The 14,670-nt window shown below is 64.7% G+C and carries 17 protein-coding genes; 10 read left to right on the top strand and 7 right to left on the bottom strand.

The genetic code is table 11. The annotated features are described in order from the left end of the window. Window positions 1-41 precede the first annotated feature (41 nt). On the top strand, window positions 42-1,592 hold the full coding sequence (locus RAD16_RS01990) for a winged helix-turn-helix domain-containing protein (RefSeq protein ID WP_458156203.1): 1,551 nt from the start codon (window positions 42-44) through the stop codon (window positions 1,590-1,592). Window positions 1,593-1,604: 12 nt separating this feature from the next. Here the strand turns inward: RAD16_RS01990 and irr are convergent, their stop codons facing one another. The 4 genes from irr to RAD16_RS01970 all read right to left on the bottom strand — a co-directional run bounded on the left by irr (window position 1,605) and on the right by RAD16_RS01970 (window position 4,371). Then, window positions 1,605-2,078 carry a Fur family transcriptional regulator Irr gene (irr, locus tag RAD16_RS01985; RefSeq protein WP_458156202.1) on the bottom strand — a complete coding sequence of 158 codons (474 nt, stop codon included), beginning with the start codon at window positions 2,076-2,078 and terminating at the stop codon, window positions 1,605-1,607. Window positions 2,079-2,192: 114 nt separating this feature from the next. Further along, a complete protein-coding gene (locus tag RAD16_RS01980; protein WP_458156201.1) occupies window positions 2,193-2,762 on the bottom strand; it encodes a DUF2147 domain-containing protein in 570 nt (189 codons plus the stop codon). Window positions 2,763-2,793: 31 nt separating this feature from the next. Then, the gene (locus RAD16_RS01975) at window positions 2,794-3,456 is read right to left on the bottom strand and encodes a DUF3313 domain-containing protein (protein ID WP_458156200.1); all 663 of its coding nucleotides are present in this window, start codon (window positions 3,454-3,456) and stop codon (window positions 2,794-2,796) included. 252 nt (window positions 3,457-3,708) lie between these two features. Further along, window positions 3,709-4,371 (bottom strand): TetR/AcrR family transcriptional regulator, encoded by a 663-nt coding sequence (locus tag RAD16_RS01970; RefSeq protein WP_458156199.1) that lies wholly within the window; start codon window positions 4,369-4,371, stop codon window positions 3,709-3,711. A gap of 216 nt (window positions 4,372-4,587) precedes the next feature. On the opposite strand from RAD16_RS01970, the gene RAD16_RS01965 reads away from it, so the two are divergent. The 4 genes from RAD16_RS01965 to RAD16_RS01950 all read left to right on the top strand — a co-directional run bounded on the left by RAD16_RS01965 (window position 4,588) and on the right by RAD16_RS01950 (window position 9,793). Then, complete coding sequence (locus tag RAD16_RS01965) at window positions 4,588-6,138, top strand: ABC transporter substrate-binding protein (RefSeq protein WP_458156198.1); 1,551 nt, start codon at window positions 4,588-4,590, stop codon at window positions 6,136-6,138. Between the two features lie 225 nt (window positions 6,139-6,363). Then, window positions 6,364-7,335, top strand: a complete 972-nt coding sequence (locus tag RAD16_RS01960) for an ABC transporter permease (protein ID WP_458156197.1) — start codon at window positions 6,364-6,366, stop codon at window positions 7,333-7,335. After that, entirely contained in the window at window positions 7,332-8,171 is an 840-nt protein-coding gene (locus RAD16_RS01955) for an ABC transporter permease (RefSeq protein ID WP_183246086.1), read from the top strand. Before RAD16_RS01960 ends, RAD16_RS01955 begins: the two co-directional genes overlap by 4 nt. A gap of 2 nt (window positions 8,172-8,173) precedes the next feature. Continuing rightward, window positions 8,174-9,793 carry an ABC transporter ATP-binding protein gene (locus RAD16_RS01950; RefSeq protein WP_458156421.1) on the top strand — a complete coding sequence of 540 codons (1,620 nt, stop codon included), beginning with the start codon at window positions 8,174-8,176 and terminating at the stop codon, window positions 9,791-9,793. A 15-nt stretch (window positions 9,794-9,808) separates the two neighbouring features. Here RAD16_RS01950 and RAD16_RS01945 read toward each other — a convergent pair whose 3' ends face one another. Next, window positions 9,809-10,081 carry a hypothetical protein gene (locus RAD16_RS01945; RefSeq protein WP_458156196.1) on the bottom strand — a complete coding sequence of 91 codons (273 nt, stop codon included), beginning with the start codon at window positions 10,079-10,081 and terminating at the stop codon, window positions 9,809-9,811. A 184-nt stretch (window positions 10,082-10,265) separates the two neighbouring features. Continuing rightward, window positions 10,266-10,718, bottom strand: coding sequence for a MerR family transcriptional regulator (locus tag RAD16_RS01940; protein WP_458156195.1), 453 nt, complete (start codon window positions 10,716-10,718; stop codon window positions 10,266-10,268). Between the two features lie 103 nt (window positions 10,719-10,821). Between RAD16_RS01940 and RAD16_RS01935 the strand changes: the two genes are divergently transcribed. The 4 genes from RAD16_RS01935 (at window position 10,822) to RAD16_RS01920 (ending at window position 13,731) form a co-directional block, all read left to right on the top strand. Next, a complete protein-coding gene (locus RAD16_RS01935) occupies window positions 10,822-12,105 on the top strand; it encodes an NADH:flavin oxidoreductase/NADH oxidase family protein (RefSeq protein WP_458156194.1) in 1,284 nt (427 codons plus the stop codon). A gap of 164 nt (window positions 12,106-12,269) precedes the next feature. Beyond that, window positions 12,270-12,443 (top strand): hypothetical protein, encoded by a 174-nt coding sequence (locus tag RAD16_RS01930; RefSeq protein WP_458156193.1) that lies wholly within the window; start codon window positions 12,270-12,272, stop codon window positions 12,441-12,443. Then, on the top strand, window positions 12,440-12,649 hold the full coding sequence (locus tag RAD16_RS01925) for a hypothetical protein (RefSeq protein WP_458156192.1): 210 nt from the start codon (window positions 12,440-12,442) through the stop codon (window positions 12,647-12,649). The genes RAD16_RS01930 and RAD16_RS01925 overlap by 4 nt, the downstream gene beginning before the upstream one ends. A 146-nt stretch (window positions 12,650-12,795) precedes the next feature. Continuing rightward, on the top strand, window positions 12,796-13,731 hold the full coding sequence (locus RAD16_RS01920; protein ID WP_458156191.1) for an AEC family transporter: 936 nt from the start codon (window positions 12,796-12,798) through the stop codon (window positions 13,729-13,731). 37 nt (window positions 13,732-13,768) lie between these two features. Here RAD16_RS01920 and RAD16_RS01915 read toward each other — a convergent pair whose 3' ends face one another. Next, window positions 13,769-14,059, bottom strand: a complete 291-nt coding sequence (locus RAD16_RS01915) for a hypothetical protein (protein ID WP_458156190.1) — start codon at window positions 14,057-14,059, stop codon at window positions 13,769-13,771. A 194-nt stretch (window positions 14,060-14,253) separates the two neighbouring features. Between RAD16_RS01915 and RAD16_RS01910 the strand changes: the two genes are divergently transcribed. Beyond that, on the top strand, window positions 14,254-14,574 hold the full coding sequence (locus tag RAD16_RS01910; RefSeq protein WP_458156189.1) for a hypothetical protein: 321 nt from the start codon (window positions 14,254-14,256) through the stop codon (window positions 14,572-14,574). Window positions 14,575-14,670 lie beyond the last annotated feature (96 nt).

Below are 14,670 nucleotides of genomic sequence, written 5' to 3'. Positions count from 1 at the left end.
CGCCTGAGACGACTTTGATTTTTGCTTGAGACGACAGGAACGTGAGATTTCTCTTTGAAAACAACGTGCTCGACGGTGACCTGCGGGAGCTGACCTGCGGCGGCGCAGCCGTGCCGCTGCAGCCACAGGTGTTCGATCTCCTGATCTACCTGGTCGCGCAGCGCGCCCGGGTGGTCAGCAAGGATGACCTGATCAGCCAGATCTGGAGCGACCGCATCGTCTCGGACTCTGCGCTGAACAGCCGAATCAATGCCGCGCGAAAAGCGCTCGGCGACGACGGCGCGACGCAGCGGCTGATCAAGACGATCCCCCGCAAGGGCTTTCGCTTCGTCGGCGAAGTTCGGGAACAAACGGCAGTGACGCTGACGCCGGTGGAACCCGGCCCCACGCCGGCGCGCATCGCGACGGACCGCCCCGCAATCGCGGTGCTCGCCTTCGAGAACATGAGCGGCGATCCTGCGCAGGACTATTTCGGCGACGGCATCAGCGAGGACATCCTCACCGCGCTGTCGAAGCAGCGCTGGTTCATGGTGATCGCCCGCAACTCGTCCTTCACCTACAAGGGACGCGCGGTCCACATCCGGCAGATCGCCGAGGAGCTCGGCGTGCGCTACATCGTCGAAGGCAGCGTACGTAAGGCCGACAACCGCGTGCGGATCACCGCGCAGCTCAACGATGCCACCACCGGCAGCCATCTCTGGGCCGAGCGTTACGACCGCGAGCTGGTCGACGTCTTCGCCGTGCAGGACGACATCACCAACGCGATCGTGGCGGCGATCGAGCCGCAGATCCATGCGGCCGAGAATTTCCGCGCCGACCGCAAGCCGCCCGCGAGCCTGGATGCCTGGGACCTGCTGATGCGCGCGCTGTCGCATTACTGGCGGGTGACGCAGCAGGACCACGAGGCCGCACAGGCCCTGCTCGAACGCGCCATTGCCATCGATGCGAATTACGGCCAGGCGCTGTCGGTGCTCGCGGCAAGTCACATGTTCGGCGTGCATCTCGGCTGGGCGGAGCTTGCCACGACGGCGCCGATCGCGGAGGCCGCAGCGCTGGCCGCGGTGCGCCACGACCACGAGGATGCCTGGGCGCATGCCGCGCTCGGCAGCGTCTTCTTCTCGACGCGCAGGCTTTCGGACGCGCTGTCCGAGTTCGAGCAGGCGCTGGCGCTCAACCCGAACTTTTCGCTGGCGCAGGGCTATTACGCCCTGGCGCTATCCTATGCCGGACGGTCACGGGAATCCTACGACGCAGCGCAGCGGGCCATCAGGCTTTCGCCGCGCGATCCGTCGCTGGCGATCTATTACGGCATCGCCGGCTATGCGCGCTTCACCGAGCGGCGCTATGACGAGGCCATCACGCTCGCGCGCGAGGCGATCCGACATCGCGGCGATCTCACGGGCGCCTACCGCGTGCTCGCGGTCTCCGCCGGCATGACCGGCGACGGCGCGCTTTCGGAGCTGGCGCTGGGCGAGCTCCGCCGCACCCAGCCCAATATCTCGCTGCACTGGATCGCGACCCAACTGCCGTGGGCCAATGACGCGGATCGCGAGCACTATCTGGAAGGATTCCGCCGGGCGGGATTGCGCTAGAGCAGGCCCGGGTTACATCACCCGCTTGCGGCGCAGATGGACGATGACGTCGAGCCGCGCGATGTCGTGGCCGGGCAGCGGGTCCGGCACCTTGCTGAAGGTAAGGCCGCCGGCGACATCGACCAGCACATCCTCGCCTTCCAGATAGAAGTGCGGATGCACTGACGTGTCGGTGTCGAAGAACGACTTGATGCCGTCGGCCGCGATCCGGCGCAGCAGGCCGGCATCGGTGAACTGGTTCAGCGTGTTGTAGACGGTCGCAAGCGACAGCCTGAGATTGGCGGCCATCGCCTCGTCATAGAGACCTTCCGCGGTGACGTGACGATGATCGCCGAGAAGCAGCATTCGAGCGAGCGCCAGGCGATGGCGCGTGGGCCTGAGGCCGGCTTCGGCAAGACGTTGCGCGCAACGTTGTCCGGCCTCGTCCGCGGCCGGCACAGCGAGGTCATCTGAATCCGTTTCAGGAAGGCCCGACAGAACGTCCATCGCGCCATCAGAACGCAGAAGCGACGACCCGGCTTTGATCCGGATCAAATTTTGAGCGGAACTCCCTCCACACCCGTCATTGCGAGCGCAGCGAATTCGTGGCGACGGCGCGTCTTACTTCGCCTTGGCCTGGATCGGCTTCGGCGCCGGAACCGCCGCCCATTCCTTGTCGGCGCGGGGACCGTTAAGATCGCCGGTCAGGCCGACGAGCTGGCCGGGCAGCACGTCGAGGGTCTGCTGCCAGGTCTGGGTCTGGCACAGGAATTTGATGAGGCAGCCCTTGAGCTTGAGGCGATCGGGGGACTCGCGCCAGATCGAGACCGAGTAGAACTTGCCGTCCTCGGCATTGTAGATGTCGCCGGCAAACCGTCCCTCGGGCGTCGCCGCAAGGCCCATGATCAGCTGGTGGCCGAGCAGCGCGCGGGCGCGCTTGTCGGGATCGGGATTTTCCTTGTCGCGATGGGGCTGGCCGCGCTTGTCGGCCGGTTCTTTCATCCAGACGATGAAGCCGCAGATGCGGTCGCGCGACGGACCGCAGCGCTCGAGACGGATGCGCGCGCGGCCGTCCTCGACCAGCCACGTGCCGCTGGGATCGCTGGGCGTGCCGGCGCCCGCGCGGCCACCCAAAACCATCAGCACGATCGTGATCGCGACACGCAGCACGAAGCGAAGCAGAATATTCATCAGCGGCACCTCTCGTTGCAGGGTTGCGGCGTCAGTTCAGTTGCGCCATCAGAGCGTCGGCACCCTTGTCGAGGCCGGCCGTCGCGGCCGCGAGCGCACCGACGCTGGCCTTGATGTCGTAGGCGCCCGGATATTGCTTGGTGACGTAGGCGCTGATCAGCCGCGAGGTCGCGGCGTCGAATATCTCGACGCCGTAGATCACCGAGCCGGTCAACATACCCTCGCCGTCGCGCGCGGCCTGCACGCCGTTGTAAACCGCGCCGGCCATGTCGAAGCGTGAGAGCGTGCCGAGCACCGGCGTGTTGGTGACGGCGCCGGTAAGCGTCAGCCTGATCCGCAGTGTGTTCGGCCCGCGCTCACGCACCAGGGCGAAGCGGCCGCGCAGCCGATCGGCGAAGCTGTTCTGCATGTAGGCAGCGAGCGTCGCCTTGTCCTTGTCCGACATGTCGCCGAACTGATGATCCTTGCCGCGATAGACCACGACGGGATCAAGGATCACTTTGTTGTACGCACGCCAGTCGACCGGCGTGGAATAGCGGTAGGGCACGCGGCCGGAGGCGTCCGACTTGTCCGGGGCCATATAGGCCGAGGACGCCATCTCCGAATAGGGCACGGGCGCGACCGAGGCGCAGCCGGCCATGGCCGCGCATAGCGCCAGCGTTCCCAGACCGCGCAAGGCGATCGAGCGATCCATTCCAGACTCCTCTTGCGGCTTGTTGGGAAGGCAATGGCGACCGCAGCCGCGCTTAGGGACCAGACGCGGCTGCGGCGCTCACCATTGCCGGCCAGGGCATCATCCGGGGCCTGTTCAGATGCCTTGGGCCGTCTCAGTGTTTCCGTTTATAAACCGACTAGTTGGTTTGTAAAGTTCAAAAAGCATGGCTTGACACATTTGGCCGCAGGCGCGGTTTTGTGCAGGCGCCGGTCGGAATTCGTTAACGGTGAATCAGGCGCGCTTGCGCGGGGTTGCGGGCTTTGCCGCCGAAGCCGCCCCGGATTTGGCAGCGGACTCGACAGCGGGCTTGACCGCGCGCGTCGGAGCCGGCTGCTCGAGGCCGGCCCACTGCGCGTCGTCGACAAGACGCGCGAACAGTCGCTGGTGCTCGTCCTTGCTGAGCGGCGACATACCGAACAACGAGCTCAACAGCAGTCCCATCGCGCCAGCCCAGCGCAGCATCGCGAGGTCGGGATCAGCGGCCTCCTCCCTGATCGCCGCCATCCGCTCCATCTCGCGCTCGCGCGGCAGCGCCATCAGGCGGGGATTCTCCACCATGGCTGCAACGAGCGCCAGCGCCGCGGAATTCGGCGAGGTCGCCGCTTCCCGGATCGTGGCGAGCTGGGTCGCCAGATTGGGATTGACCGAGGTCGCGCTCACCTTGGCCATGAACTCTGTCGAGAACTCCTGAAAATGCACCATCTGCCGTTCGAGCAGGGCCTTCAGCACCGCTTCCTTGGTACGGAATTGATGCATCACGCCGCCCTTGCTGAGGCCGCTCTCGCGCGCGATCGCGTCGAGCGTCAGCCGGCCGGGCCCGTCGCGCGCGATGATCGCAATGGCCGCTTCCAGCGCAGCGTTGCGGGATCGTTCGGAACGTGTGGCATTGTCCATGGCGGACTTGTCCCCCGTGACAGGAGAATGAATCAAGTGAAAACAGGACGCGCTGTACATTTTTTGTGCGAACGCTGTCGAGACTTTCATCTTGCGGCGCTGAATGAGACTATGTGAGCCTTGATGCCGGATGGGGACTGGGATGGGCCGGCCGTAGCTTTGCGCGCCATGACGTGCGAAGCGTTTACGGCCGGTCTCGCTTGAGAAAGATACGACATGCCAAAACGAGTGTTGCTTGGTCTCCTCCTGGCTTGCGGGCTCGTGGCCCCGGCTCTGGCACAAGAGCCGAAAACGGGGGGCGTGATCAATGCGGTGATCCAGCCCGAGCCGCCCGGCCTGATGCTTGCCATGATCCAGAATGGTCCGACCCAGATGGTGTCGGGCAACATTTTCGAGGGCCTGCTGCGCTACAGCCCCAAGCTCGAGCCGCAGCCGGAACTCGCCGAGAGCTGGAGCGTCAGCGAGGACGCGAAGACCTACACCTTCAAGCTCCGCAAGGGCGTCACCTGGCATGACGGCAAGCCCTTCACTTCCGCCGACGTGCTGTTCTCGATCGAGATGCTGAAGCAGACGCACGCCCGTGCGCGCAACAACCTCGCGCAGGTCGACAAGGTCGAGGCGCCCGACGACTACACCGTCGTGTTCACGCTGAAGCAGCCGTTCGGCCCGTTCCTCGGCATCTTCGAGGTCGGCTCGATGCCGATGGTGCCGAAGCATCTCTATGAAGGCACCGACTTCAAGACCAATCCCTACAACAACGCGCCTGTCGGAACCGGCCCGTTCATGTTCAAGGAATGGCAGAAGGGCTCCTTCATTCGCCTCGTCAAGAACCCGAACTATTACGAGAAGGGCAAGCCCTACATCGACGAGATCTACTGGCAGATCATCCCCGACGCCGCCGCGCGTTCGGTGGCGTTCGAGACCGGCAAGGTCGACGTGCTGCCCGGCGGCTCGGTCGAGAATTTCGACGTGCCCCGCCTGTCCAAGCTGAAGGACACCTGCGTCACCGGCGCCGGCTGGGAGTTCTTCTCGCCGCTGGCCTGGCTGTGGCTCAACAACCGCCAGGGTCCGCTCGCCGACAAGCGGGTGCGGCAGGCGATCATGTATGCGATCGATCGCGACTTCGCCAAGGACGTGATCTGGAACGGGCTCGGCAAGGTCGCGACCGGCCCATCCGCCTCGACCATCAAGTACTACACCGACAACGTGCCGAAATATCCTTACGATCCGGCCAAGGCCAAGGCGCTGCTGAAGGAAGCCGGCTACAAGGGCGAGAAGATCCGCCTGCTGCCGCTCGCCTATGGCGAGACCTGGCAGCGCTGGGGTGAAGCGGTGAAGCAGAACCTCCAGGACGTCGGCATGAACATCGAGACCATCGCCACCGACGTTGCCGGCGGCAACCAGAAGATCGGTGACTGGGACTACGACATCGCCTTCACCTATCTCTACCAGTACGGCGATCCCGCGCTCGGCGTCGGCCGCAACTACGTCTCCAGCGCCATCGCCAAGGGCCAGGTGTTCAACAATGTCGAGGGTTACTCCAACCCCGAGATCGACAAGCTGTTCGCCGATGGCGCGGTCGCGACCCCGGACTCCAAGCGCAAGGAGATCTACGAGAAGGCGCAGAAGATCCTGGTCGAGGACGTGCCGGTGGCCTGGATGCTCGAGCTGCAATTCCCGACCATCACGCGCTGCAAGGTCAGGAACCTGATCACCACCGGGATCGGGGTCAATGACGGCTTCAAGGACGCATGGCTCGACAAGTGAGAGCGCTCTCGACTTCACCTCTCCCCGCCTGCGGGGAGAGGTCGACACGCCCCGAGCGATGCGAAGCATCGTCTCGCGCGTGGCGGGTGAGGGGGTACAGGTCCATCAGCATTCTCATGCATGGAAAGAAGCCCCTCACCCCAACCCTCTCCCCGCAAGAGCGGGGCGAGGGAGTTCACCGTCACCGTGGCTCCCGGTCACGCTACCAGGTATGACGCACTAACTATGCTCTCCTTCGTCGCTCAGCGTGTCGTGAAGGGCGTGATCGTCCTGCTCGCGATCGTCGTCCTCAATTTCTTCCTGATCCGGCTTGCACCCGGCGATCCCGCCGTCGTGATGGCGGGCGAAGCCGGCGCCAGCGACCAGGTCTTCGTCAAGCAGCTCCGCGAGAAATTCGGCCTCGACAAGCCGCTGCCCGAGCAGCTCCTCATCTACGTCAAGGGCATCGCGACCCTCGACCTCGGCTTCTCCTTCCGCCAGCAGGCGCCGGTAGCAAAGCTGATCGCGGAACGGCTGCCGGCCACACTGCTGCTCACGCTGACCGCATTCGCAATCTCGCTCGCGCTCGGTGTTCTCTTCGGTACTTTCGCCGCGCGCTTTGCCGGAACCTTCCTCGACACCGCCATCACCGTGTTCGCGCTGATCTTCTACGCCATGCCGATCTTCTGGGTGGCGCTGATGGGCATCCTGCTGTTCTCGGTCACCATGGATTGGCTGCCGAGCTTTGGGTACGAGACGGTCGGCGCCAACCTCTCCGGTTTCTCCCACGCAGTGGACGTCGCAAAGCACCTGATCATGCCGGCGATGACGCTCGGCCTGTTCTTCATGGCGACCTACACCCGCATGACGCGCGCCTCGATGCTCGAGGTGAAGCGCCTCGACTTCGTCAAGACGGCGCGCGCGAAAGGGCTCTCCGACGGAGTGATCCAGCGCCGCCATGTGCTGCGCAACGCGCTGCTGCCCGTGGTCACGCTCGCCGGCGTCCATTCCGGCACGCTGATCGGCGGCGCCGTCATCACCGAGACCGTGTTCGCCTGGCCCGGCATCGGCCGCCTGATGTACGACGCGCTGCTGCAGCGCGACTACAATCTTCTGCTCGGCGTCTTCGTGATCTGCTCCGCCATGGTGCTGATCTTCAACCTCATCACCGACCTCGTCTACCGGCTGGTCGATCCGCGCATCGAATTCGCCTCATGAAACAGTTCTGGAAATCGATGCTGAAGAGCCCCAGCGGCGTCATCGGGCTCATCATCCTGCTGCTCGCGATCTCGGTCGCGGTGTTCGGGCCGATGCTGTTCCCGAATTCGCCCTGGCGCATGGTGCAGCGGCCGTTCCTGCCGCCCTTCACGCTCTCGACCGTGCCGCTCGGCACCGACGCGCTCGGCCGCGACGTGTTCGCCGGCATGATCTTTGGCGCCCGCGTCTCGCTGCTGGTCGGCCTCGTCTCGACACTGGTCGCGCTGGTCGTCGGCGTTCCCATCGGCGCCATGGCCGGCTATTTCGGCGGCAAGGTCGACGACGCCCTGATGCGCTTCACCGAATTCTTCCAGACCATCCCGAGCTTTGCGCTCGCGATCGTGCTGGTCGCGATCCTGCAGCCCTCGATCTATTCGATCGTGGCCTCGATCGCGGTGGTGAGCTGGCCGCCGGTCGCCCGCCTCGTCCGCGGCGAGGTGCTGTCGTTGCGCACGCGCGAATATGTCCAGGCCGCCGTCGTGACCGGCCAGAGCAACAGCTGGATCATCCTGCGCGAGATCCTGCCGAACGCGCTGTCGCCGGTGATCGTGCTGGCCTCGCTGATGGTGGCAACCGCGATCCTGCTGGAATCCTCGCTGGCGTTCCTTGGCCTCGGCGATCCCAATCTGATCTCCTGGGGCTACATGGTTGGCGCTGGCCGCACCGTGATCCGACAGGCTTGGTGGATCACCGTGTTTCCCGGCGTCGCCATCCTGATCTCGGTGCTCGGGCTGAACCTGATCGGCGAAGGCCTCAACGACGCGCTCAATCCGCGCCTGTCGCGGGAGGGCCGCTGATGATGACCGCCCCGCCCGCCGTCTCCATCAAGAACTTGCGGATCGCGCTGCCCAAGGGCGCCGAACGTCCCTTCGCCGTCGACGGCGTCTCACTGGACTTGCGGCCCGGCAAGATCGTCTGCGTCGTCGGCGAGTCCGGCTCAGGCAAATCGATGTGCGCGCATGCGCTGATGGGCCTGCTGCCCGATACGGTGTCCGTCACCTCCGGCGAGATCCAGTTCGAAGGCCGCGATCTGCTCAAGCTCGATGACGACGGCTGGCGCGATCTGCGCGGCCGCCGCCTCGCGATGATCTTTCAGGAGCCGATGACCGCGCTCAATCCGTTGATGCGGATCGGCGACCAGATGGCCGAGATGTTCGAGGCGCACGGCCTGCTGACGCCCAGAGAGCGGCGTGCGAGAGCGCTGGCGCTCGCGCGCGAGGTCGGCCTGCCCGACCCTGAACGCATCGTGCGCGCCTATCCGCATCAGCTTTCCGGCGGCCAGCGCCAGCGCGCCATGATCGCGATGGCGCTCGCGCTCGAGCCGGCCGTGCTGGTCGCGGACGAGCCGACCACCGCGCTCGACGTCACCACGCAGGCGCAGATCCTGAAACTGATCCGCAACCTGCAGCGCAACCGCAACATGGCGGTGATGTTCATCACCCATGACTTCGGCGTGGTCGCTGATATCGCCGACCAGGTGGTGGTACTCCGCCATGGCAAGGTGGTCGAGGAAGGTCCGGCCGCAACGGTCTTCAACGAGCCGCAGCACGACTACACCAAGGCGCTGCTCGCCGCCGTGCCGTCGATGGAGCCGCCGAAGCGCGCACCGCTCGACGACCAGGCCAGGGCCGTCGAGGTGATCGGGCTGGACAAGACCTACGTCACATCGGGCGGCTGGTTTCGCGAGGACCGGCGCGTCGATGCCGCGCGCGAGGTCAATTTCAACATCCTCAAGGGCGAGACGCTCGGCCTCGTCGGCGAGTCCGGCTCCGGCAAGTCGTCGGTGGCGCGGCTGGTGATGCGGCTGATCGAGGCCGACCGCGGCACGGTGCGGATCGGCGAGACCGATCTCACGTCTCTTTCGGGTAAGGCGTTGCGCGCCGAGCGTCATCGCATCCAGATGATCTTTCAGGATCCGTTCGCCTCGCTCAATCCGCGGCGCAAGATCGGCCATATCATCGCCGACGGCCCGATCGCGGCCGGCACCGATCCGAAGGTCGCGTTCGACCGCGCCCGCGATCTCCTCAAGATGGTTGGCCTCGATGCCGGCGCGCTCGAACGCTATCCGCACGAATTCTCCGGCGGCCAGCGCCAGCGCATCGGCATCGCCCGCGCGCTCGCGCTCGAACCCGAAATCATCGTCGCGGACGAAGCCGTCTCCGCGCTCGACGTCTCCGTGCAGGCGCAGGTGCTGCGACTGCTCGAAGACCTCAAGGCGCGGCTCGGCCTGTCGATGCTGTTCATCACCCACGATCTGCGCGTCGCCGCCCAGATCTGCGACCGCATCGCGGTGATGCAGCGCGGCGCCATCGTCGAGTTGAAGCCGACCGCGCAGCTCTTCGCCGCGCCGGAGCACGCCTATACGCGCGAGCTGCTCGCGGCGGTGCCGGGACGCAAGGAGCGCGCGCCGGCGGCGTGAGGCGCCCGTGCGCGGCTATCGCTTAGTCGAAGGGTTTGTGTTGTTCCAGGTGGGGACCGAGTTGGTCACGCCGACGGACGGCTGAGTAGACGTTCCGATCGACGGCGCCGTCACAGTCCCGACCGTCTGCCCGGAACTTCCAAACGTGCCTTGTTGGACTGGCGCGCCGGGGGTGCTGTGCGTGCTGGTTTGTGCGCCCGTTGCGGACGTCTGCGCGCTTGCGGCGAATGGCGACGCCGCAAATCCGACGGCGATGAGTGCAGCAATCAACCTTCTCGTTCTTGTCATGGCTGCTCCTTTCGAGCGCGGTGCCTCAGTGGCGTCGGCCCTTCACTCGTTGAACCGCTGTGCACGGAGTGACCTTACAACTCCATCCGGACGACAATGTGCCGCAACAGTCATGCCGCGGGCCTTCAACACTCCATCACGATGCCGCGATAGGCATAACCTCCTTGCGGCGAGAGGCGATGCGCTAGGGCGATCTCGTACGGGACGCCGTTCTCGTCTTTGAAGCCGACGCACCCTGCTTGCGAAATCGGGTCATCACCCGCTTGGCGTTGTCCCCGCAGCTCAAGCCCTCGGGCTTGGTCTCGATGGTCTCGATGATGGCGTGCAGTCGCTCCAGACTTTCACCGAGACGTTCACGCAACGCCTCGATTTCGGCAACCTTCCCCTTGAGCGCGCCGACGAGTTCGTCGTGGCGCCAGGCGTCGAATTTCGGTGGCATCAGACGGTGGATCTCGTCAAGCGAGAAGCCGGCGCCCTGCGCGCTGGTGATGATCTCCAGCAACAGGACCGCGTCCGGCGTGAACTCGCGGTAATTATTCGCGCCACGCTCTACTGAGCGGATCAGGCCGCTCGCTTCGTAAAAGCGGATCCGGGACGCGGTCAGGCCGCTGCGGGCCGCCAGTTCTCCAATCCTCATGCCACGCCTCGGTGGGGGTTGACCTTAAAGTTAACTTTAAGGGTAGGCTCGCGCCACGATCAAGGCAAGTCATCCACGACAGGCCGTCTACGAAATGAGCCCCATGACAGTATTCGAGAAGCTCACGCTCCCCAATGGTTCCGTCATTCCCAACCGCATCGCCAAGGCCGCGATGGAAGAGAACATGGCCGACGCGGACCAGGCGCCGTCGCCGGAATTGATGCGTCTCTACCAATCGTGGGCTGACGGCGAAGTCGGCTTGATCATCACCGGCAACGTCATGGTCGACGGACGCGCGATGACGGGTCCGGGCGGCGTCGTGCTGGAAGAGGACAGGCATCTCGACAGGTTCAAACGCTGGGCCGAGATCGGCCGCTCCAAGGGCGCTCAAATCTGGCTTCAGATCAACCATCCGGGACGCCAAATGCAGGCCAATCTCGGCCAGAAGACGTTTGCGCCCTCCGCGGTAGCGCTCGACCTCGGCAAGATGTCCGATCGCTTCGCCATACCGGAGGCAATGACCGAGGATATCATCGCCGACGTCATCAGGCGTTTCGCGCGGGCGGCTCAATTGGGTGAGCAAGCCGGATTTACCGGCGTCGAAATCCACGCCGCTCACGGTTATCTGCTCAGCCAGTTTCTTTCACCGCTCAGCAACCGAAGAACCGATGCGTGGGGCGGCCCGCTCGAGAACAGGGCTCGCCTGCTGCTGGAGATCGTGAAGGCCGTTCGCGCCAAGGTCTCTCCGGGCTTCGCAGTCGCCGTCAAGCTCAACTCCGCCGACTTCCAGCGCGGCGGTTTCAGCACCGATGATGCCCGGCAGGTGGTGGAGATGCTCAACCACCTCGACGTCGATCTCGTCGAGCTCTCCGGCGGAAGCTACGAGGCGCCGGCGATGCAGGGGCAGTCACGCGATGGGAGGACACTCGCGCGCGAAGCCTACTTCTTGGAGTTCGCGCGTGACATCAGGGCCGTTGCCGATATTCCGTTGATGGTCACAGGAGGCATCCGCCGCCGCGCGGTTGCCGATCAGGTGCTGAGCAGTGGCGTGGACATGGTCGGCATCGGCACCGCGCTCGCGATCGACCCGCAACTGCCACGCGACTGGCGTCTCGGCAAGGACACGGCCCCCCAGCTTAAGCCCATCACATGGACAAACAAGATGCTGGCCTCGCTCGCCAACATGGCCGTCGTCAAATTCCAGCTGCGGCGATTGAGCCGAGGCGGATACCCGGATCCAAAAGTGTCGCCGCTATGGGCGTTGATCCTGCAGCAGGTCGCCACCGCATTGCGGACGCGGCAATATCGGCGATGGATCGCACAGCGTTCGACGCCGGAGATGTCGATCGTCGCCGCGTCAGAAGTGCCGGCGCCCCGCGCCAATTAGGGCCGTTGCGCGACATGTCGCATTGGTACTCCGTTCCGGCAGGGTCACGCGCTTTTTATTCCTTGTGACCGCCGCACCGCTAAGAAATGGAAGCCTCGCACCCCATATCGTCATGGAATGATTTCCATCATCTGATGATGGGCCACCGATCCATTGGAGCGAATATGGGCCAGGTTATTCAGTTTGTCTCGAAAGCCGAGCGCGAGAGATTGCGTCTCATTCAGGAAGCCCGCGCGATCTACGACAGTATCTTCCCGCCGAATGATCCGGCCGGTGAGCGGCAGGACAAGGCGACGATCAGCCGCGCGGCCGCTGGTGACGTAGGAAATCTGGCGTGATCAAGATCATTGCTGTGCTCTGCAGTCTGTCCGCTCCCGGAAACTGTCACGAGCAGATCGTGACGACGTCGGACTTCGCCGACGTCTCGATGCAATCCTGCCTGCTGGGCGCGCCGCAGCTCGCCGAATGGATGAACCAGCATCCGGCCGAACGGCTGGCCGGATGGCGCTGCGTGTTCGGTCAGCAGAACGGCCGGGGAATCTAAGGGGCGAGACTTATCTCCGCCGCACAATTGCCGCCGCCTGACTGACGAGGAGTTTTCGGGCCAGCAGCGGCCCGCGCAAGACAGTGACGACAATCCATTGCCGGAGTAATCTACCCTGCGGCCGTTGGCAGCAGGGGGACAGCCGGATGGAAGTCGCCAGCCTCGTTCTTCCCGTATTCGCAATCATCGTCACCGGCTGGCTCGCCGGCGCATCAGGGTATCTGTCCCGCTCGCTGGCCGACGCGCTGGTGCATTTTGCCTACAATGTCGCGATGCCGGCGCTGCTGATCGTCACCATTGCGCAGGAGCCGGCGCGCAATCTGCTGGAATGGCGCTTCCTGCTCGCCTTCGGCGGCGGCTCCCTGCTCTGCTTCGCACTCGTCTTCGTCGCGGTTCGCGTCGGCGGAAAGCACGACCTCGCCAGCAGCACGATCCGCGGCATGGCGGCGGCGATGACCAACACCGGCTTCGTGGCGCTTCCGATCCTGCACGCGATCTACGGCCAGCCCGCCGTGCTGCCCGCTGCGGTCGCGACCGTGTTCGTCGCCGCCGTGATGTTTCCGATCACGGTCATCCTGCTGGAAAGGGATGCGCACGGAGGGGCGCAGTCGGCTGGCCTCGCCAAGCAGATCCTGCTCAACCCGATGGTGCTGTCGACGCTGATCGGCCTGGTCTGGGCGGTCACGGGCTTGCCGATTCCGGCAGCCGTTGCGGCCTATTTGAACATGATCGCCGCGGCGCTCACGCCCTGCGCACTGTTTGCCATCGGGCTCGGCCTGTCGGTCGATGGCCTGCGATCGAACCTCGGACCATCGTTCGCGCTTGCGACCGTAAAACTGGTGGTGATGCCGCTGATCGTCTACGGGCTTTGCGTCGTCACCGGCCTCAATCCACTCTACACCGTCGCCGCCGTCATCTGCGCGGCAGTGCCGACGGCCAAGACCGTGTACGTGCTGGCACACGAGCACAAGGTCGAGGAGAAGCTGGTCGCGGCCACCGTCTCAGTCACGACGATGCTGTCGGTCGCAACCTTGCTGGTCGCGCTCTACCTGCTCTCCGGGCTCGCGACGAGCGCACGCTGAACACGCTGCAGGCCGCCTTTTGACTCTGCTGGGCTTCTCATCGCGGGTTGGTATTGCTCCAGGTCGGGACCGAATTGGTCACGCCGACCGAAGGCCAATTATACGTTCCGATCGACGGCGCCGTGACCGTCCCGACCGTCTGGCCGGACGAGCCGTAAGACGCCCTCGGCTGCACTGCGGTCGATCCGACGCCGCCATAGGTCGGGGCCATCACGCTCGTGCTGTAATGATGTCTGGTCGACCGGGCCTTTTTCGCTTCGGCCGCGAACGGTGCGGCAAGCAGTCCAGTGGTGATGAGTGCGGCAATGGCGAATTTCATGCTCGTCATGGCTGATCCCTCTGTTGCTAGGGGCCCCTCATGCCATCTGTTCATTGATCTCAAGATTTCCATAGGCACGCGTTCATAACTCCGTGCGCGGGCGGTTGTGCCGCAGCGCGACTGGAGCGCGCAACCCCGCCTTCGGATGGACCCGAATCAGCGCTAGTGCATTGCCTTCAGTGACTTCCCTGGACGCACACAGCATGACCGGCCCCGAACTGAAGCAGCTCCGCAACGACCTCTCCGACGCCCTCGAGCGCAAGCTCTCTGCGGCCGACATGGCCAAACTGTGCGGATTGCCGGAGAAGGGCGGCGCCGACACCATCCGGCGCTGGGAGGTGAGCGGTCCGACGCCGGCAGCGACCAAAGTGCTGCGCGTGCTTGCGATGGCGAGCGAGCGCTATCCGATCATGGAGAAGTTCGACATCTTCGATCGTCACGACGTGCGCGAAGAAGACCGGCCCGCAAAGCGCGCGGCATTCCGCCAGCAGATGCGCGACGAGGCGCGGCGGCGTCTTGGTTAATGCGAGACGCGCGCAAGTTACCGAATGCGCGCCCGGTTAAGTCTTCCTTCAGCATTTCTTAAGCCGGCATTAAGCACGAAAATCATTTGCAGCCCA

This window comes from Bradyrhizobium sp. 18BD (assembly GCF_054185225.1).
Note: the sequence above shows the minus strand (reverse complement) of the source record. Positions and strands in the feature narration are given on the sequence as shown.